17 protein-coding genes and 2 pseudogenes are annotated in these 25480 nt (G+C 40.0%); 14 read left to right on the top strand and 5 right to left on the bottom strand.

Annotated elements, in window-relative coordinates; all coding sequences use genetic code 11:
- Positions 1-2252: 2252 nt before the first annotated feature.
- The 4 genes from ACFIMW_RS04930 to tkt form a co-directional block, all read right to left on the bottom strand.
- Positions 2253-3284, bottom strand: a complete 1032-nt coding sequence (locus ACFIMW_RS04930; RefSeq protein WP_375608424.1) for a class I fructose-bisphosphate aldolase — start codon at positions 3282-3284, stop codon at positions 2253-2255.
- A gap of 112 nt (positions 3285-3396) precedes the next feature.
- Complete coding sequence (locus ACFIMW_RS04925; protein WP_375608443.1) at positions 3397-4590, bottom strand: phosphoglycerate kinase; 1194 nt, start codon at positions 4588-4590, stop codon at positions 3397-3399.
- Between the two features lie 365 nt (positions 4591-4955).
- Complete coding sequence (gap, locus tag ACFIMW_RS04920; protein WP_375608425.1) at positions 4956-5963, bottom strand: type I glyceraldehyde-3-phosphate dehydrogenase; 1008 nt, start codon at positions 5961-5963, stop codon at positions 4956-4958.
- Positions 5964-6166: 203 nt separating this feature from the next.
- Positions 6167-8173 carry a transketolase gene (gene tkt, locus ACFIMW_RS04915; RefSeq protein ID WP_375608426.1) on the bottom strand — a complete coding sequence of 669 codons (2007 nt, stop codon included), beginning with the start codon at positions 8171-8173 and terminating at the stop codon, positions 6167-6169.
- Positions 8174-8511: 338 nt separating this feature from the next.
- Here tkt and ACFIMW_RS04910 point away from each other — a divergent pair, with 338 nt between their 5' ends.
- The 11 genes and pseudogenes from ACFIMW_RS04910 to ACFIMW_RS09575 form a co-directional block, all read left to right on the top strand.
- On the top strand, positions 8512-8787 hold the full coding sequence (locus ACFIMW_RS04910; protein ID WP_375608427.1) for a DUF4164 domain-containing protein: 276 nt from the start codon (positions 8512-8514) through the stop codon (positions 8785-8787).
- A gap of 12 nt (positions 8788-8799) precedes the next feature.
- Positions 8800-9183 (top strand): cell division protein ZapA, encoded by a 384-nt coding sequence (locus tag ACFIMW_RS04905; protein ID WP_375608428.1) that lies wholly within the window; start codon positions 8800-8802, stop codon positions 9181-9183.
- An 841-nt stretch (positions 9184-10024) separates the two neighbouring features.
- The gene (gene ruvC, locus ACFIMW_RS04900; protein ID WP_375608444.1) at positions 10025-10540 is read left to right on the top strand and encodes a crossover junction endodeoxyribonuclease RuvC; all 516 of its coding nucleotides are present in this window, start codon (positions 10025-10027) and stop codon (positions 10538-10540) included.
- A 13-nt stretch (positions 10541-10553) separates the two neighbouring features.
- Complete coding sequence (ruvA, locus tag ACFIMW_RS04895) at positions 10554-11168, top strand: Holliday junction branch migration protein RuvA (RefSeq protein ID WP_375608429.1); 615 nt, start codon at positions 10554-10556, stop codon at positions 11166-11168.
- Positions 11169-11181: 13 nt separating this feature from the next.
- Positions 11182-12276, top strand: a complete 1095-nt coding sequence (gene ruvB / locus ACFIMW_RS04890; protein WP_375608430.1) for a Holliday junction branch migration DNA helicase RuvB — start codon at positions 11182-11184, stop codon at positions 12274-12276.
- A 233-nt stretch (positions 12277-12509) separates the two neighbouring features.
- A complete protein-coding gene (ybgC, locus tag ACFIMW_RS04885; protein ID WP_375608431.1) occupies positions 12510-12950 on the top strand; it encodes a tol-pal system-associated acyl-CoA thioesterase in 441 nt (146 codons plus the stop codon).
- A 1983-nt stretch (positions 12951-14933) separates the two neighbouring features.
- Entirely contained in the window at positions 14934-15647 is a 714-nt protein-coding gene (tolQ, locus tag ACFIMW_RS04880; protein ID WP_375608432.1) for a protein TolQ, read from the top strand.
- A 15-nt stretch (positions 15648-15662) separates the two neighbouring features.
- Positions 15663-16115 carry a protein TolR gene (gene tolR / locus ACFIMW_RS04875; protein WP_375608433.1) on the top strand — a complete coding sequence of 151 codons (453 nt, stop codon included), beginning with the start codon at positions 15663-15665 and terminating at the stop codon, positions 16113-16115.
- 89 nt (positions 16116-16204) lie between these two features.
- Positions 16205-17734: a cell envelope biogenesis protein TolA gene (locus ACFIMW_RS04870; protein ID WP_375608434.1), complete on the top strand. Its 1530-nt coding sequence runs from the start codon at positions 16205-16207 to the stop codon at positions 17732-17734.
- Between the two features lie 32 nt (positions 17735-17766).
- The gene (gene tolB / locus ACFIMW_RS04865) at positions 17767-19092 is read left to right on the top strand and encodes a Tol-Pal system beta propeller repeat protein TolB (RefSeq protein WP_375608435.1); all 1326 of its coding nucleotides are present in this window, start codon (positions 17767-17769) and stop codon (positions 19090-19092) included.
- A gap of 1627 nt (positions 19093-20719) precedes the next feature.
- A pseudogene (locus ACFIMW_RS09575) lies at positions 20720-20914 on the top strand (DUF4102 domain-containing protein); the annotation flags it as partial.
- A gap of 1349 nt (positions 20915-22263) precedes the next feature.
- Here the strand turns inward: ACFIMW_RS09575 and ACFIMW_RS04860 are convergent.
- Positions 22264-23010 (bottom strand): YebC/PmpR family DNA-binding transcriptional regulator, encoded by a 747-nt coding sequence (locus ACFIMW_RS04860; RefSeq protein ID WP_375608436.1) that lies wholly within the window; start codon positions 23008-23010, stop codon positions 22264-22266.
- 365 nt (positions 23011-23375) lie between these two features.
- Between ACFIMW_RS04860 and ACFIMW_RS04855 the strand changes: the two genes are divergently transcribed.
- The 3 genes and pseudogenes from ACFIMW_RS04855 to ACFIMW_RS04845 all read left to right on the top strand — a co-directional run.
- Complete coding sequence (locus ACFIMW_RS04855; protein WP_375608437.1) at positions 23376-24071, top strand: DUF1013 domain-containing protein; 696 nt, start codon at positions 23376-23378, stop codon at positions 24069-24071.
- A gap of 196 nt (positions 24072-24267) precedes the next feature.
- Positions 24268-24789: a peptidoglycan-associated lipoprotein Pal gene (gene pal / locus ACFIMW_RS04850; protein WP_375608438.1), complete on the top strand. Its 522-nt coding sequence runs from the start codon at positions 24268-24270 to the stop codon at positions 24787-24789.
- Positions 24790-24839: 50 nt separating this feature from the next.
- A pseudogene (locus tag ACFIMW_RS04845) lies at positions 24840-25480 on the top strand (tol-pal system protein); the annotation flags it as partial.

Here is a 25480-nt window from a genome sequence, read left to right as displayed (position 1 = left end):
TTTCGCGACGGTGTCCATGAATGCTATAACGGTAAAGCTATTGAGCACCTTCATCTTTACGTTTGTGAAGAAGCAAGACGGCATCATCACACTCTTTGCTAGCTCGTGGATGTTGCGACAGCCTTTGGCACTAGAGAGGGGTCATAGGAGGGATTTTAAATCTTTTCTTCTATATTTTTACCCACACGCTAGCCCCGCTTGTGATGTGCAAGGGAATGGTTTTGATTGATCCAAGAAAACAGATTTGAAATGAGAAAATCTTACGTTATTCGGGCGACTAATTCAATATAAATAATGCTAAATTATCATTATAAGTCAATGTATTGTGCAAATATGATATATCTTTAGGGTCTTTATGTTTTAAAGCTTGCACGAAATCATAATTTTTTTGTATAGCGAGCCAAGTGTGTGTAAAATACACACCCTAACCATTTCAAATCATTCAGCTGTTTCAAGAACAGATAAGCCAAGTTCTACGATTATATCTTCAATCACAAATTCATCGAAGTGCAGCGGATTTTCATCATTTTTTAGCGCTCCCTCTTCAGTGATCCTCTAGATAATTAACTCATTCAGCATCTATACCAGCAAAGCGAAATATTATGTGCTAATTTTTCTTTACATTCATTAACCAAGAACCCTCAAAATGACCTTTTAGCGGATAGAGCCAAAAGGATGAGTCATTCAAAAATCATTTGGTGATATAACTATATCAAGAGCACCGAGAATATGTCTTAGTTTCTAAGTATAGGCGATTTACTCCCTTTTATTGTATCAGTCTTGTCGAAGGCTTTAAGTCTTTTATGTTTAAATCAAAAAATCATAATTGGATTATATTGCATAAAGATGCTTTTTTTGATTTTTTCATTTAACACACGATAAGGTACCATTTAGGCACGATGAGAAGCTTTCCCCTTATATCATGATTTCAGAGCTGCATGAGAAGAATAAAAGATGATGTGGCTTAATAAGAGAGTTTGTTCATAAGCCGTTTGGGTGTCTTAATCAAGGATGCCGTTAGGCGCCTCTGTAAGGTTTTCCTTGAGCTTGAGGAACCAAGGCTTGTTAGTCCCTTCGTTAAATGCGGGTCTGATGTTATGATTTTGGAGAGCGATTATGAAGAATTTGAGAGGCTGTCGGCCTCTTATTTTGGATTAAGTTATGTATAAACGAAGGGCGCTTTTTTATTCAGGGAGAATAAGAACATATCCAGAAGGGGCTAAACGGAATAAGAGAGCGTCATAACCCCACGCAGTAGACAGGCTGCAAATAGAAGAAACGCCTTCAAGAATTGTTAAGAATAATGCGTACGATATAGCGGGGCTTCATCTGCTGCTTCGCGGCGTTGTAAGTAGTATGCGACAAAAAGGAAAAAGCACGCGAATCCACTCGCATTCCCAAAGAAAATTAGTATGGCATGAATCGGTCCACGAAGACGGAACAGGATAAGAAAAATTGTAAAAGTAAATACTGTAAAGATCCCTTCGAATATTCCACGCACTATATTGCAAAATTTTCGCATCATAATTGCAGAAACGCTCTGTTCTGCGTATCGATTTTTTCTTTTGATGCTTGTATTCTTAGAAGATATGCCGTCCACAATTCCCCCCCATTTTAAAGCAAAAACGCTATAAACTTAATCGCTTATAATTATATCATCACAAAAGACAAGAAAAATTTATTCATTTTAACGAAAAAATAGGTGTTTTATTGAGGGGCAAATCTATTTTCTTTTGCAAGAGTTATTCAATCCGTTCGTCAATAGAAAGTCTACCCCCCATTGAACAGGAAACTATCCTGATGCACAAAAATTTCATAAGCTGTATGTCTAATCAATTCAGAAATCGTAATTCTTCAATCTATCAGCTTATCCACTTTTGCAACTACACTCAAATGGATTCTGCTGATGATAAGTAATGATAACATGAAAAAACATCACACTATCAAACTCTTCAATACAGTATTTGCTTTATGATTTTCACTCAAAAAGCAAGTGCCCACTTCATGAACGACAACACACTAAGATGCTGCGCATTCACAAATTTCCTAGCATTATCTTCCCTTCCTACAACCCTCCTGCAATCTTATCTCTTAGGTAGCACCCATTAAAGACTTTTAAAATATCTAAGGAGACAATTTTCTGAGAAGCTTTCAAGCCTAAAACACCCCCGCCATTTTATCTATGGTGAGGGCACCCAAAATCACGTAGAAACATGCAAAATCACCCCGCATTTAGGCGTAGAGTTTGTGCTTCAAATACTCTCTTTTTCCTGTTCTTTGGTCCATTGTCCTAAAGCCGCAAGATGGTTCATCCGAGCGCGATGACTAAAGGCTTTCTGTGCAACAGCAATATTTTCATTTTTTCCAGCCCATGCTTTTAAGGCAGCTGCTTGCAATGCGCGTCCATAGGAAAAGGTCAATTTCCAAGGCAATGAGCCTAAAGAATTCATGGCAGATAAATGCGCTGTTGCTTCCTGATCAGACTGTCCTCCAGAAAGAAAAGCAATTCCTGGAACAGCAGCAGGAACCGTTTGTTTAAGCACCTGGACGGTCTTTTCAGCAACTTCTTCAACACTAGCCTTGCGTGCATCCTTGCCATCAATCACCATATTGGGCTTTAAAATCATCCCCTCCAAAAGAATACGGGCTTCAAACAATTCTTTAAAGACAGCCTGTAAAACAGCGCGTGTCACCTCAAAGCAACGCGTAATGGAATGCCCACACGACGGTCCATCCATTAACACTTCCGGTTCAACAATTGGCACAATATTCAACTCTTGACACAAAGCAGCATAGCGTGCGAGAGCTTGTGCATTTTGTCTTATGGCGCCTCTTGTTGGCAAAGTGTGTTCATCAATAGCAATTACCGCACGCCATTTAGCAAAACGTGCTCCCAAAGCATAATAATCTTTTAGCCGCTCACGAAGACCATCCAACCCTTCGGTAATTGTCTCTTGGGGAAAAGCAGCCAATGGTTTGGCTCCCGTATCAACTTTAATGCCTGGCAAAGCGCCTGAATCCCGAATAAGATCCGTCAACATTTGTCCAGTTGATGCTTTTTGCCGAATGGTTTCATCAAATAAAATGACTCCAGAAATGGCATTTTCCATAGCTTCTTTTGCGCTAAAAAGCATTTCACGATAAGCACGGCGACTATCTTCATGAGATTCAACACCAATGCTTTCAAAACGCCTGCCAATGGTTGCCGTACTTTCATCTGCTGCTAAAATACCTTTACCTGCATACACCAAAGAAAGTGCAATATCTTCAAGCCGTTCGTTCATAAAAAAATCCTCTTTAATTTTATCTTTAAATTTTCCAAAAGTGCGCACCACGCGCGATATACTCTACACAACAACATACAGTTCTTTTTTTAGCTGCTCTTTAAATAGACATTTAAGCTTGCATAAGGGCAAAAATGCCAGGTAAAATCTTACCTTCCATCCATTCCAAAAAAGCTCCTCCAGCAGTCGAGAGATAAGTAAAATCATTGGCAACACCAGCATGATTAAGGGCGAAAACCGTATCGCCTCCTCCCGCAATTGAAACCAATTTTCCTTTTTGACTACGTTCTGCTGCGTGGCGTGCCACGGCAATCGTTCCTTTATCAAAGGGAGGCATCTCAAAAACACCAAGGGGTCCATTCCACACGAGGGTAGCAGCTTCATCAATTGCAGCATTGATATGCACAATAGAACGTGTACCAATATCCAATATCATGCCATCTTGTGGAATATCTTCAATATCATAGAGACGATGTGGTGCATTTTTTTCAAAGCGAAAGCCAACAACAGCATCTACCGGAAGCAGAAGCTTACATTGACACTCTTGCGCTTTTTTAATGATTTTTTTAATCGTTTCCATCAATGTATGTTCACAGAGTGATTTTCCAACATGAACACCTTGCGCCGCTAAAAAACTGTTGGCCATGCCCCCACCAATAACCAAAGAGTCGACTTTTTCCACCAAATGATTGAGCACAAAAAGCTTACTAGAAACCTTGGCACCTCCCACAAGGGCAATTACAGGACGTGTTGGATTGCCCAATCCTTTTTCTAATGCCTGCAACTCACCTTGCAAAGAACGCCCCGCATAGGAAGGCAACAAATGTGTTATGCCCTCTACCGAAGCATGAGCACGATGAGAAACTGAAAAAGCATCATTAACATAGAGATCGCCATTATGAGCTAAAGCCTCAGCAAAAGAACAATCATTTTTTTCTTCCCCTGAATGAAAACGAACATTTTCAAGCAGTAAAACACTACCATTTTGTAATGCTTCAACAGCTATCTGTGCTACTGTACCGATACAATCGGGAGCAAAAGCAACCGGCTGATTAATGATCTTTTCCAATACTTGTACAACAGGACGGAGTGAAAATTCTGGCTCTACCTTTCCTTTAGGGCGACCACAATGAGAAAGCAGAATAAGTTTAGCACCACGCTTTTGTAGCTCAACGAGTGTTTCTTTATGTCGTACAAGACGTGTCTCGTCACAAACTTTGCCCTGTGCCATAGGAACATTAAAATCCACCCGCACAAGAACACGTTTTCCAGTGACATCAACATCATCAAGTGTGTGAAACCCCATCACTTTTTCCTCTTTATTTTCCATGTGTTTTACATAAAAATGTATCTGCCTAACTTTACTCTCACTTAATGCCTCTTTGCTTTTACATGAATACATGAAAAGGATCTGCTTTTTTTGTTTTTTTCAAACTTTGTCTCGTTTAAATCGCATTCTTTTGAATTCTGTTTTCTCTTGTATTGTTTAAAACCATGTATGTTATTAAAATAAACTGCACCATTCATTTCTCAACAGCGTCTTCTCTTCAACACACGAAACAATCGTCTTTATCTCCTTTTTTAAAGAATGCGCCTTAACTTTTACAAAAACGAGACTTTTTCTTATTCTTATAAGAAAAGGACCCGAAGGTCCTTTTTTCTCCCTTTTTTCTAAATTGTTTGAGCAAAAGCTACAGCCGTATCACTCATACGGTTAGAAAAGCCCCATTCATTATCATACCAAACCAAAACACGACAGAGCTGACCATCAATTACTTTGGTTTGATCATTGTGGAAAATCGCTGAATGAGGATTATGATTAAAATCACAACTCACAAGTTTTTCTTCTGTCGTGTCTAAAATTCCCTTCAGAGGACCTCGTGCAGCCGTAGTCATAGCTGTATTAATTTCTTCAATTGTTGTGGAACGCTTAGCGGTAAATGTTAAATCAACCACAGAAACATTAGGGGTTGGAACACGAATCGACACACCGTCAAGCAGCCCCTTTAATTCTGGCAAAACCAATCCTACAGCTTTCGCTGCTCCTGTTGATGTAGGAATCATAGAAAGAGCTGCCGCACGTGCACGATAAAGGTCACGATGCATTGTATCCAATACAGGTTGATCACCCGTATAAGAATGGATGGTTGTCATAAAGCCCTTTTCAATGCCCACTGTGTTATGCAAAACTTGTGCAACAGGCGCCAAACAATTGGTGGTACAAGAAGCATTTGAAACAACGCGATGCTCTTTGCTTAAAGATTGATGATTAACCCCATAGACAACCGTAAGATCTGCGCCTTCAGAAGGAGCAGAAACAAGAACACGCTTTGCTCCCGCATCTAAATGAGCACTCGCTTTATCACGCGCCGTAAAAATGCCTGTACATTCTAAAGCAATATCGATATCCAAATCTTTCCACGGCAATTGTGCAGGGTCACGCTGTGCGCATACCTTGATTAATCTACCCCCTACATCAATGGCATCCCCCACCACCTCAACAGTTCCAGGGAAGCGCCCATGAACTGAATCATAGCGCAACAAATGGGCATTTGTTTCCACAGATCCTAAATCATTAATTGCAACCACTTTAATATCTTGTCGTCCACTTTCTACAAGCGCACGTAAAATATTACGTCCAATACGACCAAACCCATTAATTGCAACACGAACCGTCATTTCACATGTTTCCTCATCAATTTTTAAAAGCACACCATTTAAAACACAATAAATAGGTATTTCATCAATCCCAAATCATTAATTCCTATAACGTCAATATCTTGATTAATCACTTACTTATCCACAATAATGCACAAGATCATCCACAACACTGTACAGTATAGACGCCCTACGACCAAACCAACTCATGACAACACAAGTTGTCATTTTGTCTTTTCCTCTTTGATCTTTCCAAGCTCTTTTTCTGCGATTGCCACGACATTTTCACACGTAATATTAAAATGCGCATAAAGGGCATCAATCGTTCCACTTGCCCCAAAGCTATCCATGCCAATAAAGATACCATCACAGCCGATAAAAAGTTCCCATCCTTGGCCGACGGCAGCTTCAATAGCAATTTTAATCGGTGCCTCTCCAATGAGAGCACGCTGATAAGAGCAAGATTGTTGAGAAAATAGTTCAAAACAAGGAACAGAAATCACACGCGTTGGGATATTTTTTTCTTCTAAAACCGCATGTGCTTGTACCGCAATTTGCAATTCTGAACCGGAAGCGAATAAAGTCACTTGCGCTTCATCACTGGCCGTTAATAATTCATAAGCACCAAGCATACAGAGATTTTCTTCTTCATACTCTTGACGCAAAAGCGGTAGATTTTGTCGACTCAAAGCCAAGGTAGAAGGTGTTCCGCGTGCTTTCAAAGCCAATTGCCAACACTCGACTGTCTCCATGGCATCAGCAGGGCGAAATACAAGATGATTAGGCATGGCGCGCAGGCAAGCCAAATGCTCCACAGGTTGATGGGTAGGACCATCCTCCCCAAGACCAATAGAATCATGGGTCATGACATAAATTACCCGCAACCCCATAAGAGAAGACAAACGCATAGCGGGACGCATATAGTCAGAAAAGCATAAAAATGTTCCCCCATAAGGAATAAAGCCCCCATGAAGAGCAAGCCCATTCATTATAGCGCCCATTGCGTGTTCGCGAATACCATAATGGAGATAGCGCCCTGAAAAATCACCGGCAGAGATACTTTTCATTTGGCTGCTTTTTGTGTTATTGGACCCCGTTAGGTCGGCAGAACCACCAATGGTTTCCGTAATGACTTCATTGATCACTTCCAGAGCCATTTCCGAAGCTTTACGCGTAGCAACAATAGGGCGCTCTTCAACGAGTTTCTGTTTATAAGCATCGATAGCGCTATCAAATCCCCCCACAAGATCACCACGCATCAATCTTTCAAACTCCACTCGTTCTGATACAGGGAGATCCGCCAATTTTACTTCCCACTTTTGCCGTTTTTTAGCGGCATTAAGCCCCGCTAAGCGCCAACTATCGAGAATATCGGCTGGAATAACGAAAGGCTCTGCCTCCCAGCCTAAAGCGATACGGGTCTCAGCAATTTCCCGTGCTCCTAAAGGGGCTCCATGAACTTTATTGGTTCCAGCCTTATTCGGTGCTCCAAAGCCAATGGTTGTTTTACAGGCAATTAACGTTGGTTTATCACTCTCGCGTGCTGCTTCAATGGCGCTTGCAATTGCGGCTTGATCATGGCCATCCACTTTGTGTGTATTCCAACCGCACGCTTTAAAACGCGCAATCTGATCTGTACTGTCAGCAAGAGAAATCTCTCCATCGATAGAAATATTATTATCGTCCCACAACACAATAAGCTTGTTGAGTTTCAAATGACCGGCAAGAGAAATTGCTTCTTGAGAAATCCCTTCCATAAGGCAGCCATCGCCCACCAACGCGTAAGTGTAATGGTCGATAAGATCACCAAAACGAGCATTTTGCAAACGTTCCCCAAGCGCCATCCCCACGGCATTCGCCAACCCTTGTCCGAGAGGACCAGTGGTTGTTTCGATTCCTGCCACATGCCCATATTCTGGATGTCCAGCAAGTTTTGCCCCTAGTTGGCGAAAATTTTTGAGATCTTCAATGCCAATATCTTCATAACCAGAAAGATACAAGAGAGCATAAAGCAACATAGATCCATGCCCTGCTGATAACACAAAACGATCACGGTTAGGCCAACGGGGTTTTTGGGGGTCATGAGCAAGGAATTTCGTATAAAGAATCGTAGCAATATCGGCTGCCCCCATTGGTAAGCCTGGATGACCAGAATTTGCTTTTTCAATTGCATCAATAGCAAGAAAACGGATAGCATTGGCCATCTGATTTTGTTGTGGGTTGTTTTTCATAAACGATAAACCATTTCGTTAAGTACGTTATTCTGTTGCTTTTTCCGTATTCTCTTTAAAAATTCCTGAGAAATACTATTTTCTAATCCTCAGCGTGAGACTTTTTGACACTACTTTGATCACATTTAAATAACATTCCCCTCACGCATCCTGTATATTCATGTCATTTATGCCAATATGTTCAAAAAATCCAGCTTTTAATTCATATCTATCCCCTGCTTTGCTTGCTAAAATATCCTACTTCCTTAAAAATAAAATGCACGCAATACAAAAGTATAAGTGATTCGTTTTTGCATAACGCATTGATAAAGGATATAATTACCCAAAGGATAAAGGCAATGAACCAAGAGACTACGGTTCTACAAGATGCTCTAGAACAATTGGAAAAAGCACTCAGAACCTTAGAGATCACTATAATAAATCGCAATGCCGTTATTGATAAAAATAACGAATGGGAAGAAGAAATTCAACGAATGAATGCTGATCGCAGCCATCTTGCTCAAGCGCTTGACAAAGCTGAAGCCCAAATTGAACGCTTAGAGTCCGTAAACAGAGAAGTTTCCAAACGTCTTATTAAAGCAATGGAAACGATTCGTGTCGTCATTGATAGATAAAGGTTTGAATGTATGGAAACTGTTTCCGTTACCATTGATGGTAAAAATTATCGTATGGCTTGTGATAAAGGACAAGAACGTCATCTTATTGCGCTTGCGGCTCAATTGGACCAATATATCGCACATTTAAAGAAAAATTTTGGTGAAATTGGCGACCATCGTTTATCGGTTATGGCAGGCATAATGATTATCGATGAAATGGAAGAAATAAAACGAGAAAATAAAAAATTACAAGAAGACTACAATGCTCTTTTAAGACTCCACAATGAAAGAGATCGTACTATGGGAAAAATTATGCGTGACACCACACAACGCATTGAAAATCTCACCAACCAATTGCTCAAAGATGATCAAAATAGCACACACATTCAAGAACAAGAACAGGAAGGCTTCTAAAAAGTACATCAGCGCGTAATAAACCAGAGATTTGACTTGCCTCTCACACTTTACAGAATAAAAATCCTAAAACCCACATCAGTCTGTAAACAGGTTGGATTCTTAATCAAGACTGGTTTTTCTTGGCTTGCACGTCATGTGATTGACATGCATTAAGCGTAACAAACAAGGCCTTTCCCGAATATCCAATGCCTCTTAAAAAACGCTTAAACGTTTCAAGGAGGCTTGTATCATTACGCTTCAAATAAAGTTTCTTTATGCCGCGCATCAAGATGATAATAAGACCAATATCATTCTAAACAATCATAGAAATTACAACAGAAACCAGCAAAGCATCCTTCAAGAATAAACATCTTTATTCCACTTCCCCAAAAGCTCTAGTTCTATCAAAAGTCCTTGTCCCCCTCGATAGCACCAAGCAGATTCATATGTATATATATTTTAAAAATAACCTTATTCTCTTATATCTTGGTGGCATCATGGTATAATGTAAAAATTTTCCGTGAAGTGTATCCCATCCATTGAGTAGCATCTTTACACTGATGAATGTACAATTTGGTATCATCTATTTGCTCACTTGCGATGTTTAATCGTTATGGTATGGAAGGTGATAGAGAAGGGGAATTTTATATTTTGCTTTTGATTTATAGGTTGCTTTCTTGTGATGTGTGAATGTTTTTGATTGATTTCGTTTGTGCTCTTTAAAGCTGCTGTTTGTTATATGTATAATGTATAAATTCCTTAGGTATGACTATCTTTTTACTTGTTTTGATCTTTGCTGCTGTTTTCTTTCCAGGCGAGCCTTTATCCAAGAGGGATAAAAGTGTATAAACTGAAGTTTATGGCAGAGACGATTCGTATTATAGGCATTGATCCCGGATTACGGCATACAGGGTGGGGTGTTATCGATCTTGCAGGTAATCGTCTTCAGTTTATTGCAGCAGGGACGGTTTCTTCTAATGTACAGTGTGATCTGGCTTCCAGACTCTGTCAGATCCACAAAGGTCTTTCAGAGATTATGCATCAATTTATGCCCCATGAAGCCGCTGTGGAACATGTGTTTGTCAACAAAGATGCTACGGCAACTTTAAAACTTGGGCAAGCGCGCGCGATTGCGCTGCTGGTTCCTGCCCAAGCAAACCTTCCTGTTTTTGAATATGCCCCCAACAAAGTGAAAAAATCGGTTATTGGTGTTGGGCATGGTGCTAAAGAACAAATCCATATGATGGTAAAAGTTCTCCTACCACGGGCTGAATTTGATAGTAATGATGCGGCTGATGCTCTTGCTCTTGCTCTTTGTCATAGTATGCATCGTAAGAGTATGGGCCAATCTTATCAGGCAAGGATGGCGATATGATTGGGGTGGCAACATGATTGGCAAATTAAAGGGCACCCTTGAACATATCTTTGATGATCATATTCTTCTTGATGTTCATGGTGTGAGTTATGTTGTTTTTGTGTCAAATCGTCTGCGTCCTTCTTTACCCTCTGTTGGGGAGGCGTTAAGCCTTTTTATTGAAACGCATGTTCGTGAAGAAGCAATTCGCCTTTTTGGTTTTGCTACAAGAGCTGAACAGGAGTGGTTTTGTCTTCTACAAAATGTTCCTGGAGTAGGGGCAAAGGTTGCTTTGGCAATCTTGGGGACTTTATCGCCAGATGAACTTGCTCAGGCTATCGCTTTAAATGATGTTGCGATGATTAGTCGAGCGCCGGGCGTTGGTAAAAAAGTCAGTGAAAGAATTGTGGGTGAACTGAAAAGTAAAACACTTCCCTTTGAACAAGCGGTCAAGACTGTTTCGGTTCCTCAGCGTGAGATGACCAATCAACCTGCGCATGATGCGCTTTCCGCGTTGATGAAGCTAGGGTTTGAACGGGAGCATGCATCCCGTGCTCTTGCTCTTGCGATGAATGCGCTTGAGGGGGAAACTGTTTCTTCTGCCCTGCTGATCCGCCATAGTCTCAAATTGCTTTCTTCTCCTACTTAGAATCAAGGTAACAATGCATAAAGATGAAGATAAACGCCTTCTGGGTTCCGCCCTCCTTCCTAACGATCCAGATCGTTCCTTAAGACCACAAGTTCTCGATGATTTTATTGGTCAAGAAGCGGCACGGGCTAATTTAAAAATATTTATTGAAGCAGCAAAAACACGGCAAGAAGCGCTGGATCATGTTTTGTTTGTAGGACCACCGGGGTTGGGAAAAACAACACTTTCACAGATTATGGCAAAAGAATTAGGCGTTAATTTTCGCTCTACTTCAGGGCCGGTCATTGCTAAAGCAGGAGATTTAGCAGCTCTCTTGACCAATCTCGAAGAACGTGATGTCTTGTTTATTGATGAAATTCATCGCTTAAATCCGGCAATTGAAGAAATTTTGTATCCGGCAATGGAAGATTATCAACTTGATCTTATCATTGGTGAGGGGCCTGCTGCCCGCTCGGTTAAAATTGATCTGGCTAAATTTACTTTGGTGGCGGCAACCACACGTTTGGGACTTTTAACCACACCGCTGAGAGACCGTTTTGGAATCCCAATTCGTCTCAATTTTTATACGATAGAAGAATTGGAATATATTGTTCAGCGTAATGCACGACTTTTTGCTGTCAAGATCAGTGATGATGGAGCCCATGAAATTGCACGCAGAGCACGCGGGACGCCTCGCATTGCTGGACGCCTTTTACGGCGCGTTTGTGATTTTGCTCTGGTTAAACAGGCAAAACAAATTGACCGAAAAATCGCCGATGAAGCCCTTTCGCGCCTTGAAGTGGATCATCTTGGGCTTGACCCGCTTGACCGTCGCTATTTGCTCCTGATTGCGGAAACTTTTTTAGGGGGACCGGTGGGGATTGAAACGATTGCTGCTGCTTTATCAGAACCACGCGATGCCATTGAAGATATTGTTGAACCCTATTTGCTCCAACAAGGGTTTATTCAAAGAACCGCTCGCGGACGTATTCTGAGTGAAAAGGCTTGGAGCCATTTAGGGCTTTCTGCGCCTGCTTCTACAATGTCTATACAAAGGCGTGCTCAATTTTCTGATGCTCAAGACAATTCATCACTTCAGACGACTTTATGGGATGGGGAAGATGACTAAGACATTCTCTTTAAAAAAATAAGACATTTTCTTAAAAAAAATTGCGTGAATATTGTATCGCAAGGTTATAAATACAAGAAATGTATTTCTTTTAGCAGATTCTGATCAAAAAGATTTGGAACGATTGAGGATTTTGTGCTTTTGCGTTTCATAACATTAACACAAAAATGTGTTCAATCTTTTGATCTATAAATAATTTGCTCTATTCAATGATTTTATGGGACGTGAAGTAGATGACAGAAGTGACTCCTTTCAAGAGAAATCATACAAGTGCTTTTCATAATTTTCAGGTTCGCGTTTATGTTGCGGATACAGATTTTTCCGGTGTGGTTTATCATGCGCGTTATCTTGAGTTTTTTGAACGAGGACGGTCAGAGTTTTTACGCGATACCGGTTTTAATAATAAAATGTTAGCAGCAGGGCTTGAGGGGGAAAAACTGTTTTTTATTGTGCGTCATATGGAAATTAATTTTGCACGACCAGCCAAAATTGATCATCTTTTAGTCGTTAAAACACGTGTTAATCACATCCAAGGGGCACGCTTTTTTATGGAGCAAGCTATTTTGCATGAAGAAACCACGTTGGTAACAGCGAAAGTTGAAATTGCTCTGATTAATGAGGAGGCAAAACCGCGTCGGTTACCCAAAGAGCTTTTGGTAAAAATACTTGGTTAAAAGTGTTCTTTATGGAACAGAGGTTTCATAGCCGTTTCATGAAACATAAGTTGATCTACAATCTAAGATTATACATCGACCATAGTCTACTTAAATGTTTTTCCTTGATCATCAATAAGGTCACACAATACATTAGAAAAAAGCTTCCCTGCTCCAATAAATTAAAGATAATATCCTCATTACGCCTCATCCATGTTGTGGTGCAAAATCAGCGTCTCACCATCCATTTTCTGCCATGAACTCAAAATGTTTTGCTTCCTCTTGGAAGAGAGTTCGTTTGCATCAGAAAACAGCAGAAAAGTGCAAAATATAAAAAAGAAAAAAATGAAAGAAAAAAATGAATGAAGTTCATTTTTGTGATAAAAAATGTACATACTCAGCAAAATAGTGTAATCAAAGTGATCATAAGCAGCAAGATTGAAAATCCGCTTAAAATACTGAGAGGTAAGGAGTTTGTTTTGTTGCAGGGTTGTCCTTTGATCTCACAAGAGAGAGCTCTCCATCCATAGTGCATGACTTTCATGTGCATTTTTCAACGCAATAAAAACGCAATAAATAAGTGAGAGATCAATACATATAAGGTAGAAATGCATTCTTGATTTAAAGTTTCAAGAGCATAGTATTCTCTAGAATAAAGTGATTGGGAACGGTCATTTATTTTTTCTCACGGCGATAAAGCCCAAGAGAGTAAAACGCTTTCATTTCAAACCTGTTCATGTTGCACCATGTAAAACCATTTGCTTAAACATTATAAGAGCGCAATATATTCCATTGAAAAAAGATGTAAAAATGCTTTTTATATACAATCCTCAATGCAATAACGAACCAATATTGCAAGGGTGCAAAGAAAGTGAAGGGGCGGTTTATTGCTTCATAAAGTAAAGATGGTGACGTGGCTTTTTTCACTTCCCAGAAGTTTTTACGGTATACCATGATGCCATCATCAGAGGGATGATAAGCATTGAAAGGTGTTTTCTAACGATAAAGCCACTGAGCTCCCCCTCTTTACGCTTATGGAGAAGTAAGCCGGCACCATCACACATTTTGCCAACTCGTGGGGGACGACAGCCCTTGGCACTTGAAAAGGTTTATTAGAGGCACTCCTTTCTTATACAATTTTTACCCACACACCAGCTTCGCTTTTGACGTGCACGCAAGTGATTTTTATTGCTTCAACATGGAACAAGTTTAAAATGAAAGAATCTTACGACATTCAAGGTTTTAATTCAATATGAGTAATGCTAAATTATATTTATAAATCAGTATTTATCGTATACATAAATTCACAGAACAATAAAATTTTATGGCATTACATGAGACTTACATAGGAGCATTATGTGGAGAACGTCGGGCGAGGTATGGTGGTTTATTTTTTATGCCCCAAGGGTGTAATCCCATTAAAAATGAGAGAAAGAAAAGCTTTAAGGCAATGCGGTATCTTATCATGATGTTAACATATTTATTTATAATGATAATTCATTGCATTGCAATTTGAAATGAAAATCCTGAGACGTGTCAGATTTTTTCTTTTCAAGCTCTTTTACTGTAAATTAATCAAAAATATTTTCTTGTATGTCACAAGCGGGGTTGGTGAATTGGGACAAAAACACTTGAGAAAGGAATAACAATGCCTCTTATGAACTTTTTCAAAGTGCCAAGATTTAGATCATAACATTTTGAGCTGGGAAAGCGGAGGATGGTTTAGCTTTTTTTTCAAAGTGTAAAGATGGTGGCGCATAATAGATTTTATATTATTTATGGGGGTATCGTTATATCTTTCATAAATGCCGTTGTGAAATGAGGGCGACGTGCATTGAGGCATGCCTCTCATCATCACTTTTAAAAGAAATTTAAGAAATGGCTCTTGTTTTGGCACGTAGATTTATGTGAGTCTAAAGTTTTTTACTTAAATTTAGAAACTGTAAAACAATCTGTTTTATAGAATTTTAATCAATGCACCTTTCATTTAGAGGGACAACAATTATGCCGCAGGTAGAACTAACGAATCTGGAAACAATGGGAATGTTGCATTTGTTTATGCAAGCGAGTTGGATCGTTAAAGGGGTTATGATTGGGTTGCTACTCGCTTCCGTCTGGAGTTGGGCCATTATTTTTGATAAAATTTTTACTTATCGGAGAATGCAGCGTGAAATAAAGCAGTTTGAACGGATATTTTGGTCAGGCAAAGCGCTAGAAGATCTTTATACATCATGTAAAAGTCAACGCACCAATAGCATATCTGCTGTTTTTATGGCGGCAATGGTTGAATGGAAAAAATCTCTTGAAAAAGGGACCCATACATCGAAAAGTTTGCAGAGCAGAATTGATAAGGCTATGGATTTGACGCTGGGACGTGAAAGTGAAAAAATAGAATCAAAATTAAGTTTTCTTGCGACACTGGGGTCTGCGGGACCTTTTATCGGACTTTTTGGAACAGTTATTGGTATTATGGAGTCTTTTCTTTCTATTTCAGTTTCTCAAAATACGTCACTTGCCATTGTAGCGCCAGGGATTGCAGAAGCGCTTTTGGCAACCGCGATTGGTTTGTTTGCAGCAATTCCAGCTGTTATTGCTTATAACAAGTTGACCCATGAAAGTGCGCGCATCATTGCACAAATAGAAAATTTTGCCGATGAATTTTCAACAATTGTATCGCGACGTATTGATGAAACACGCACAGCACCTTCCCCTTTATAAAAAGGAGCTTATCCCATGGGAATTTCTGTTGCTTCTTCTTCTCGCAAAAATACACGTGGGCGGCGTCATTCACGAAGCCAACTGATGAGTGAAATCAATATCACACCTTTTGTGGATGTCATGCTGGTCTTGCTCATTATTTTTATGGTTTCTGCACCTCTTTTGGTGAATGGGGTTCCTTTGGATTTGCCTCGTAGTCAAGCGGGGCCCGTACACGCGCAAAAAACGCCCCTTACGGTTTCACTTGATGCGCAAGGGCGCTTGGCCATTAATCAAGATTATTATGAAACGTCACAAGCGCTGATTGCACACCTAAAAACGCTTCTGGAAGCGGATGCTGCCCAAAAAGATCAACGGATTTTTGTGCGGGTTGCTAAAACTGTTGAATATCAACAAGTATTAAAACTCTTGGCCGATATTCAAAAGGCAGGTTTTTCTCAAGTTGCATTAGCAAGTTTAGCGCAATAAATGATAAATTGCGCATAAATGGTTGTTTTTAAAAAGAGCATAGAGTGATTAAAAATGAAAAAATGTAAGGCGTAAATAAGGCATAAAGAATGAACAAAGACTCCTATCATAGCATGAAACGAGGCTTGGCTTTATCCCTTATGGTCCATGTCATTTTTCTTGGTTGGGGAGCCGTTCAGTTTGCAAGCTTTGTCTCTTTACCACAACAATTGGAAGCAATTCCTATCACTCTGGCTCCTTTGATGGAAGAGCTTTCCTCTCAACAAGGAGCTGTGAAGGCTCCTATCCGTGCGATTCCTGCCATTAAACCAACCATGCAACCACAAGAAAAAGAGGATGCACGCCATATTGGGGAGGGACAAATAGATCGTCTTGCGCCTTTTAAACCAAAAGAAAAGTTGCTCCCCGTTGAGACAACACCGCCGCCAACAAGCGAAAGTACGTCGGAAACATCCACATCCGAACTTACACAACCAGAATTATTAGAAGCAAAAACAGAAGAGATTTCAAAAGAACCAGAGAATGAGCCTAAGGTTGCGCCTGAGATGCCTTTGAAAGTACCGGAAGATGCGCCAAAGCTTGCACCTGAGATGCCTTTGGAAGCACCGGAAGATGCGCCAAAGCTTGCGCCTGAGGTGCCTTTGAGAGTACCGGAGGACGCGCCTAAGGCTGTACCTGAGGTGCCTGTGAGAGTACCGGAAGATGCGCCAAAGCTTGCGCCTGAGATGCCTTTGGAAGCACCGGAAGATGCGCCTAAGGTTGCGCCTGAGATGCCTGTGAGAGTACCGGAGGATGCGCCCAAGGTTGCACCTGAGATGCCTTTGGAAGCACCGGAAGATGCGCCCAAGGTTGCACCTGAGATGTCTGTGAGAGTACCGGAAGATGCGCCCAAGGTTGCGCCTGAGGTGCCTTTGAAAGTATCGGAGGATGCACCCGAGACTGCGCTTAAGCCTTTGCACAAAAATGAAGAGATGGTATCGCCAAAAGAATTGACTCCAACGGTACAAAAAGTACCGACAGAGCAGGTGGTTCATCAAGTGCCCAAAATTGTGCTTCCAGAAAAAATTCTTCTTCCACAGTTGAAACCAAAATTTGACGAAGAATCTACAATGAAAAATAAGGCGGCATTGAATCAAAATACGCCAAAGCTTAGCAAGAAACACCAAGAGAAACAGACCATTGAAGATATTCTGGCCATGGAGGAAAATAATTTGCTCAATCGTGCGCGGTCACAAGGAGGAGGAGCAAAACGTTCTCATACACCAGAAGCTTTGGGGGCAAGAAAAAATATTAGTGATACCACAAAAATGGCACAAACATTGGTCAATATTGTTGGGGGGTGTATTCAACAGAAGCTTAAACTTGTAGCGCTTGGTGGCGATTTAAAAAACCGTCCGGTCGTGCGGTTGCGATTTTATTTGGACCGTGAAGGAATGGTTGTGGGTGATCCTATCATTGATCCTGTAAGCGGTCTTGAGAGTCAACAAGCTATTATGATAAGGCAGGTATACGCGGCTGTTTTTTCATGCCAACCTTATGCAGATCTCCCACGTGATCAATATGGCCTGTGGGGGCAAGGTTTTGACTTTAATGTTGATCCCCTCCAAGAAATAAGATGATAAAAAAATCGCTTAACGAAAGGACGCATTCCATGATGACTATAACGAGATATAAAGTTTTTGCTTGGTTTATTGTCACTTGTGGGTTGTGGCTTTCAAATATTTCATTGGTTTATGCGCAATTGAAAGGGACGATTTCAAGCGCTGATTTTAATCCCATTCCCATTGCAATTACAGACTTTATTTCCAATGATTCGATTGGATCTAAAATAACGGCTGTGGTGACAGCCGATCTGGAACGGTCGGGGCTTTTTTTACCGCTTGATAAAGCAAATTTTGTTGAAAACACTTCTAGTCCTAATAAACAACCGCATTTTGCTTATTGGCAGAAAATAAAAGCGCAAGGTTTGGTAACGGGGCAAGTCATGAGAGAAATCGATGGACGATTGAGAGTCGATTTTCGTTTATGGGATGTTTTTGGAGAGCGACAACTGAAAGGACGGCGTTTTTATACCGCGACAGAACGGTGGCGGCGTGTGGCCCATATAATTGCAGATGAGATCTATAGTGAGATGACAGGAGAAAGTGGTTATTTTGATACAAGAATTGTTTTTATCGATGAAACAGGACCTCAAAATGCACGCATTAAACGCTTAGCCATGATGGATCAAGATGGAGCAAATTTGATTTATATGTCCGATGGAAGTGAATTGGTGCTTACACCGCGTTTTTCCCCAAAAAGACAAGAATTGACCTATATGGCTTATGAGGAAAATCAAGTACCTCATGTTTATCTCCAACAAATTGAAATGGGGCAAAGAGAGTTGATTGGAACGTTTAATAACATGACAATTGCTCCGCGTTTTTCTTCTGATGGACAAAAAGTCATCATGAGTTTATTGCAAAATGATGGGAGCGCAAATCTTTACACCATGGATTTACGGACCCGTACGATGACGCGGCTTACAACAACTTCCGCTATTGATACGTCTGCTTCTTATTCACCAGATGGTAAACAAATCGTCTTTTCTTCAGATCGTAGCGGAAAGCCGCAAATCTATAAAATGAATGCAGATGGGAGTGATATTCAACGTATTTCTTCAAACGAGGGGAGTTATTCAACACCTATTTGGTCTCCACGGGGTGACTATATTGCCTTTACAAAACAATTAAGCGGACAATTTTCTATCGGTGTTATGCGCCCAGATGGACAAGGAGAACGAATTTTAACCACGGGTTTTCACAATGAAGGACCAACTTGGGCGCCAAATGGTCGTGTGCTAATGTTTTTTCGCAAAAATCCGGGTATGGGACCAAAAATTTATACCATTGACATTACGGGACGCAATGAACGTCAACTCCCCACACCCAATGATGCTTCTGATCCAGCATGGTCGCCATTGCTTACTATACAATAAAACAAAGTGCTTAAAAACAGAACATAGAGGGAATATAGTCTATACAGTTTCAAGTTTACACAATCTCAATTGTCTTTAATTATTTAAAAGAAGGAATTGATTATAGTGGGCATGGGGAGTTATGTATATTTCACCTATCATCTACGGTTATTTGTAAATAGTGAAGTTTCCTTGGGGAAAGGGTTTTAAAAAACAATACCTTAAAAAGTATAACCGAAAGTTTTGAGGTTTCTAGATTTCAACTTTTTATGCAAAGTGCTGCTAGATATATTTTTTTTGATTTTCTTTCCGATTTAGTTTGTGAAGAATCCGGATTTTTGTCGAGGATGTTTTCTCTGCTGGCTCTTCATGCGTTTTCTGTAATTAAAGGAAGCTTTAAGAATATTGGTCACGGCCTTTAAAAAATATTGAATGTGTCAATGAATTCTAGATGCTTAATAAAATAGAGTAAGTCGGCACCATCATATGTTTAGCGTCTAATGTTGCAACAGCCCTTTTCCCTTGAAACGGTTCATAAGAAGCTTTTTTATTCTTTTGAAGTGTTTTACGCTACATAGCTCTCCCCGCTTATAACGTGTAAGAGATATGATTTTGATTGATTCAAAAGAGAACAGATTTGAAATAAGAAAAATTTACGATTCACGGTTCTTATTCAAGGTATATAATGCTAAATTATCATTATAAATCAATATGTTGATAACCTTATACTATCATACCGTAGATGACGGTATTTTACTCCATAAAAGGATAATTCATTGTTTTGCATCATAAGAGCTCTCAATATTATAAGATTTTTTCTTATCAAATTATTCTGTTACAGGTCACAAGCGACATTGATGGAAACATTGATACCAGCGTTGATGTATGAATAAAGTTCTTTCAAAAGGGAACTAAAATGTTTTTCATGAATCATTTCAAGGGCTGAGAGTTTACAACATTAGAAGCTAGAAAAGAGCATAATGATGCCGGCTTATCGCTTTACGAAGTAAAGATGGTAGAGAGGCTTTTATACCCTACGGGGAACTTACGTTATACTATGGCTGCTTTCATGAAATGAAAGGCATGCGCATTGAGAGATTTTTCTTTAACAAAAACAGAACCAGAGCATGAATTCGCAATACAATAATATTACGTAGGGAGATTGCGTGGAGGCCATTGGGGGATATTGCGCGTGGCATTTTATCGTGTCGTGTTTTGGGTTTTTTGTTTTGTAAGGAGTTTCTTCTCATTAACGAACAAGAGAAATAAAAGTGTGAGGCAAATGTGGAATCTCCATTCTTTAAAAGATATTGCTTTAGATACTTTTAAAAAGCTGTAAAGTTAAAAAGCCGTAAACTCGTATGAAAGGTGGTGATATGGGTATTAGTTTTTATACGGTTTTATTGTTTTGACCAAATAAGATTGTTTTTTCGTTTCGAACATACCTGATACTGTTGACCTCTTCTGGTTTATACAATACATTGATTTATAATGATAATTTAGCGTTATGCACCTTGAATAAGAACCGTGAATATCGCAAAATTCTCTCATTTCAAATCTGTTCTCTTTGAATCAATCAAAATCATATCTCTTGAACGTCAAAAGCGGGATAAGTGCGTGGATAAAACTGTACAAAAAAGAACTAAAAATGGCTCTTATGAACTGTCTTAAGTACTCAGGGCTGTCGCAACACCCACGAGCTGGCAAAATATATAATGATGGTTCCGGCTTGCTTCTCCACAAACCTAAAGATGCAGGTGTTCAGTGACTTTATTGTTATATCATTCACGGGCGCTGCCGTGAAATGGGCTTGGGAGCGTTCAGACATGTCTCTTTAATAAAAGTTTATAACAGTCTCCAAAGTGCTCAATCGTTTTACTCTTTATCTCAAGTATATTGTGGTTTTCGGTTTGAATATTGAGGGATAGGTAACAGAAAAAGGACAGATTTTATAAGATCAATGACGCTATTTTTAGGAAGCATACAATGCCATAAATTAATGCTATAAAGTCAAAAATTTATCTGCAATAGATTAGAGAGATATACCGGTTTTTTATAAAATACTTTGCCAAACAGCCCGCTCTGGCTTTATAATTACTTATTCTGTTATATCATTATAATATATTGATTTGTAATGATAGTGTAGTATTTTTAAACTTTAATAAGAGCCCTGAATATCGTAAGATTTTCCCATTTTAAATCTGTTCTCTTTTGAATCAATCAAAATCCATATTTCTTGTACGTCATAAGCGAGGAGAGCCGTGTGGAGAAAAACACTTCAAAGGAGTAAAAATGCCTCTTAAACTGTCTCAGAGGCTAAGACTTATCAGCAACATTAGGTGTTGGCAAAGTGTATGATGGGGGTGGTTTGTTCCTTCATAAACGAGAAACACTGTCTTTGAGGTGTGGTGATATAAGATATGTAAATCTCCTTGATATATTTTCAGCGTGTTTTTTAGTGGGTGGTGAATATTTAGAGGAGGGCTTGTTTGACAGGACTTAAGGTACAAACAAATCTCATGCGTGATGCGTAAAGTGATTCGTCATAGGAATACGTCAAGAAAATCAAAACTGTTTACAGATCAGATCGGGGTAAAATCTTCATCACTTGAGAGCAAGGAGGAAAGGTTAATCTTAAAGAATAAAAAGATCAAATAGAAAGGGGATTTATGGATAATTCTTGGGGTATGTAACACAAGGTGATGCTATAGAGTTTTGTGTGCTTTATTATCAGAAGTGTTTGGGCGTTCAAGGGTGCATGCTTTTTTGCAATGCTTTCTTTTTTCTGCGATTGATTGCGGTTTTATTACTACAAAGCTTGGCTTTATAATAATTTATTGTTTTGTATATTGAATGAGAGTCTCGACTATCCTAGGATTCTTTCATTCCAAACCTATTTCATATTGAATCAACCAAAACCATTTGTGTGCACGTTACAAACAGGGAGAGCCGTGTGGAGTGAAACTGTATAAGATAAGGAATAAAAACAGCTCTTATGAACCGCCTCAAGTGCCAAGGGCTGTTGCATAACCTCTATGAGTTGGTAAAGTGTGTGATGATGCCTTGGGTTTTGCACCAATGGTTGACCCCGCTATCGACGCGGGGCTTTTATATCTGCGGATAAAGAAGAAGGATGATAGATACTTTTGCGTCTCTCATAGATGAAGAGAGTGCCTATGCTAATGATGGGAATTATACAGACAGTTTTGCTAAAATCTCATCACTGACATCAAAATTGGCATAAACATTTTGCACATCATCATCTTCTTCTAATGTTGAAATCAACCGTAAAACGGATAAAGCTTTTTCTTCATCTATTGGTGCAAGGGTGGTGGCTTTCCAAATCGTTTTAATCGATTCTGCTTCCCCAAGTTTTGCTTCAAGTGTTTTTGAAACTTCACCAATATCTTCAAATGCGCAGGTAATATGATGTCCGGTTTCTTCTGATTGTACATCTTCGGCCCCAGCTTCAATTGCTGCATCCATGATGTTATCTGCTGTTCCTGCTTCTGGCTTATAAATTATTTCACCAATTCGATTGAACATGAAGCTTACAGAACCTGTTTCCCCCAAGGCTCCTCCTGATTTGGTGAAGGCTGCTCGCACGTTTGAAGCGGTGCGGTTGCGGTTATCGGTTAAAGCTTCAACAATGACCGCAACACCCCCTGGTCCATAGCCCTCATAGCGCACTTCATCATAATTTTCGACATCGGTGCCTGAAGCTTTTTTAATCGCGCGTTCAATATTATCTTTCGGCATTGACTGTGCTTTAGCATTTTGAATAGCAAGTCTTAAACGTGGATTCATGGCTGGATCAGGAGCACCTTGTTTTGCTGCTACAGTAATTTCGCGTGCAAGCTTAGAGAATATTTTCGAGCGCATTGCATCTTGACGCCCTTTGCGGTGCATAATATTTTTAAATTGTGAATGGCCTGCCATAGTTTTCTTTCCTGTTTGAGGGCTTTCTTTCCAGTTGGATACTTTTTAGAATTTCAAGGCGATAAAACGTGCATCCCACCAGAGTAAATGTGCCACAACGTGAGGTGAAATAATCGAATAAAGCCTTTATAAAAAAATTCATCTTAAAGGTAAAGATACCTTGTTGAGGATCATTACAAGAGAGCTCTCTTGTCGTTGAGCAAAAATCACGCTATAACAGAAGGCAGTTTCATGGCAAAATGGTTTATTCCATGCCACGCTTTGTTTTAAGAGTGGGTGGGGAAAACCTGATATGTAATTATGTAATAAAGTTTCAGTGCTCTTAAGTGAGCGGGTAACCTAGGCGCAGAAGAGGATTTATAAAAATGGCAACGCAACTTTTGATGCCCAAAGCAACAGCTGTTTGGTTGGTTGATAATACAGCTCTTTCTTTTGATCAGATTGCAGAATTTTGTAAATTGCATGTCTTGGAAGTAAAAGCTATTGCCGATGGTGAGGCGGCTTATGGTATTAAAGGTTTAGATCCAATTAGTTCTGGGCAATTGACACGCAGTGAAATTGCACGGGTGGAAGCAGATCAAAACGCACGCTTAAAAATTTCTCAATCTAGGGTGCACATTCCTGAAAAAAAACGTAAAGGGGCGCGCTATATCCCTCTTTCTCGACGTCAAGATCGTCCCAATGGTATTCTATGGTTGGTCACTAACCATCCCGAATTGAAAGATGCACAAATTGCACGGTTGATTGGAACAACAAAAGCAACGATTGAACAAATCCGCCTTAGAACCCACTGGAATAGCGCTAATTTGGTCCCTCTTGATCCTGTAGGACTTGGTTTGTGTTCGCAAATCGATTTAGATTTTGAACTCCAACGTGTGGCAAAAAATCGCCCTATTGCTGCGGAAGAAGATAGGTCATTGCTTCCCGCATCTGTGACGGAAAACGCTGCTCTAGAAGACAATGAGCGTGAAGAAAATCTACACAAGACTTTTGATGCCGATAAGGTTTTTGCAAAGTTGAACGCGTTGCAAAAAAATCGTCAAGACCGAGATGATGCATAAACAGCGTGATGTATAAGTACAACGTTTTTTAGGGAAATGTTAGAGGAAGTTAATGGTGAGAGTGAAAAAAATCGGCAGAGATTCAAAAATGGTGACAAAGGACAAAAAAATTTCGTCTTCATTAGGAATTAACAGTTATTTTTAAAAATATTCTAAGAATTTGCCCTTTTTTACGAAACTCAAGGAGAAATAGGCTATGTGCTCTACCCAAAATACTCTCTTTCATTCTTTAGCGGTTATCTTTTTTTTATCATTGTGCTTGGGTGGGTGTGACAAAAAAAATATCGGTGCACTTAACGGTATGAATGGCGCTTATATGAATGATGCTGGTTTGAATCAGGCACCATCAGGTTCAGGACAAGAATTTACAGTTAGTGTGGGTGATCGTGTATTTTTTAGTCTCGATTCTTCTTCACTTGATGCTGATGCTGAACGTATTTTAACGCGCCAAGCAGAATGGTTGCTTCATTATCCTTATTATTCTATTATGGTTGAAGGTCATGCTGATGAGAGGGGAACACGTGAATATAACTTGGCACTTGGACAGCGCCGTGCTGTTGCTGTGCGAGACTATTTGGTGTCTCTAGGTGTGTCTGCGCAACGAATTCAAACAATTTCTTACGGGAAAGAAAGACCTGTAGCGGTATGCGATGATATTTCCTGTTGGAATCAAAATCGACGTGCTGTTACAACGTTGAGTAACGCGAGTAGTCATTAAAAAAAATTATTTGTTTCAATTATTCAATGAGCTCTTAAGGGGAGAAAAGAATGTATCGTAAAATCAATTGGAAAGCACTCTTTTATATGGCGGTTTTCATAGTTTTTTCAGCGCCATTTGCTCAAAGTGCGGCGCGAAAGGCTTCTGAATATCCTGCACATGATACGGATAAAGTTGATACCGCCGATAAAGCCGTATCTGATGCGGTAAAGAAAGCCACGGATGCTGCCGATAAAGCAGCTTCTGATGTGATGGAAAATGCCCTTGATGCTGCGGGTAAAGCCGCATCTGATGCGGTAAAGAAAGCTACGGATGCCGCCGATAAAGCTTCTGATGTGTTGGAAAACATCCCTGATGCTATGGGTAAAGCAGCATCTGATGTAATGGAAAATGCCCCTGATTCTATGGGTAAAGCCGCATCTGATGCGGTAAAGAAAGCTACGGATGCCGCCGATAAAGCTTCTGATGTGATGGAAAATGCCCTTGATGCTGCGGGTAAAGCCGCATCTGATGCGGTAAAAAAAGCCACGGATGCCGCCGATAAAGCTTCTGATGTGATGGAAAACATCCCTGATTCTATGGGTAAAGCCGCATCTGATGCGGTAAAGAAAGCTACGGATGCCGCCGATAAAGCTTCTGATGTGATGGAAAACATCCCTGATTCTATGGGTAAAGCCGCATCTGATGCGGT

This window comes from Bartonella sp. AC329YNZD (assembly GCF_042196685.1).
GTDB lineage: Bacteria > Pseudomonadota > Alphaproteobacteria > Rhizobiales > Rhizobiaceae > Bartonella.
Note: the sequence above shows the minus strand (reverse complement) of the source record. Positions and strands in the feature narration are given on the sequence as shown.

Excerpts from the sequence above, each read along its gene's own strand:
- ybgC (WP_375608431.1), top strand. The coding sequence starts at position 12,510 with ATGACAGAAGTGACTCCTTTCAAGAGAAATCATACAAGTGCTTTTCAT.
- ACFIMW_RS04910 (WP_375608427.1), top strand. The coding sequence starts at position 8,512 with ATGAACCAAGAGACTACGGTTCTACAAGATGCTCTAGAACAATTGGAA.
- ruvB (WP_375608430.1), top strand. The coding sequence starts at position 11,182 with ATGCATAAAGATGAAGATAAACGCCTTCTGGGTTCCGCCCTCCTTCCT.
- ACFIMW_RS04855 (WP_375608437.1), top strand. The coding sequence starts at position 23,376 with ATGGCAACGCAACTTTTGATGCCCAAAGCAACAGCTGTTTGGTTGGTT.
- ACFIMW_RS04870 (WP_375608434.1), top strand. The coding sequence starts at position 16,205 with ATGAACAAAGACTCCTATCATAGCATGAAACGAGGCTTGGCTTTATCC.
- tolQ (WP_375608432.1), top strand. The coding sequence starts at position 14,934 with ATGCCGCAGGTAGAACTAACGAATCTGGAAACAATGGGAATGTTGCAT.
- tolB (WP_375608435.1), top strand. The coding sequence starts at position 17,767 with ATGATGACTATAACGAGATATAAAGTTTTTGCTTGGTTTATTGTCACT.
- ruvA (WP_375608429.1), top strand. The coding sequence starts at position 10,554 with ATGATTGGCAAATTAAAGGGCACCCTTGAACATATCTTTGATGATCAT.
- gap (WP_375608425.1), bottom strand. The coding sequence starts at position 5,963 with ATGACGGTTCGTGTTGCAATTAATGGGTTTGGTCGTATTGGACGTAAT.
- pal (WP_375608438.1), top strand. The coding sequence starts at position 24,268 with ATGTGCTCTACCCAAAATACTCTCTTTCATTCTTTAGCGGTTATCTTT.
- ACFIMW_RS04860 (WP_375608436.1), bottom strand. The coding sequence starts at position 23,010 with ATGGCAGGCCATTCACAATTTAAAAATATTATGCACCGCAAAGGGCGT.
- ACFIMW_RS04930 (WP_375608424.1), bottom strand. The coding sequence starts at position 3,284 with ATGAACGAACGGCTTGAAGATATTGCACTTTCTTTGGTGTATGCAGGT.
- ACFIMW_RS04925 (WP_375608443.1), bottom strand. The coding sequence starts at position 4,590 with ATGGGGTTTCACACACTTGATGATGTTGATGTCACTGGAAAACGTGTT.
- tolR (WP_375608433.1), top strand. The coding sequence starts at position 15,663 with ATGGGAATTTCTGTTGCTTCTTCTTCTCGCAAAAATACACGTGGGCGG.
- tkt (WP_375608426.1), bottom strand. The coding sequence starts at position 8,173 with ATGAAAAACAACCCACAACAAAATCAGATGGCCAATGCTATCCGTTTT.
- ACFIMW_RS04905 (WP_375608428.1), top strand. The coding sequence starts at position 8,800 with ATGGAAACTGTTTCCGTTACCATTGATGGTAAAAATTATCGTATGGCT.
- ruvC (WP_375608444.1), top strand. The coding sequence starts at position 10,025 with ATGGCAGAGACGATTCGTATTATAGGCATTGATCCCGGATTACGGCAT.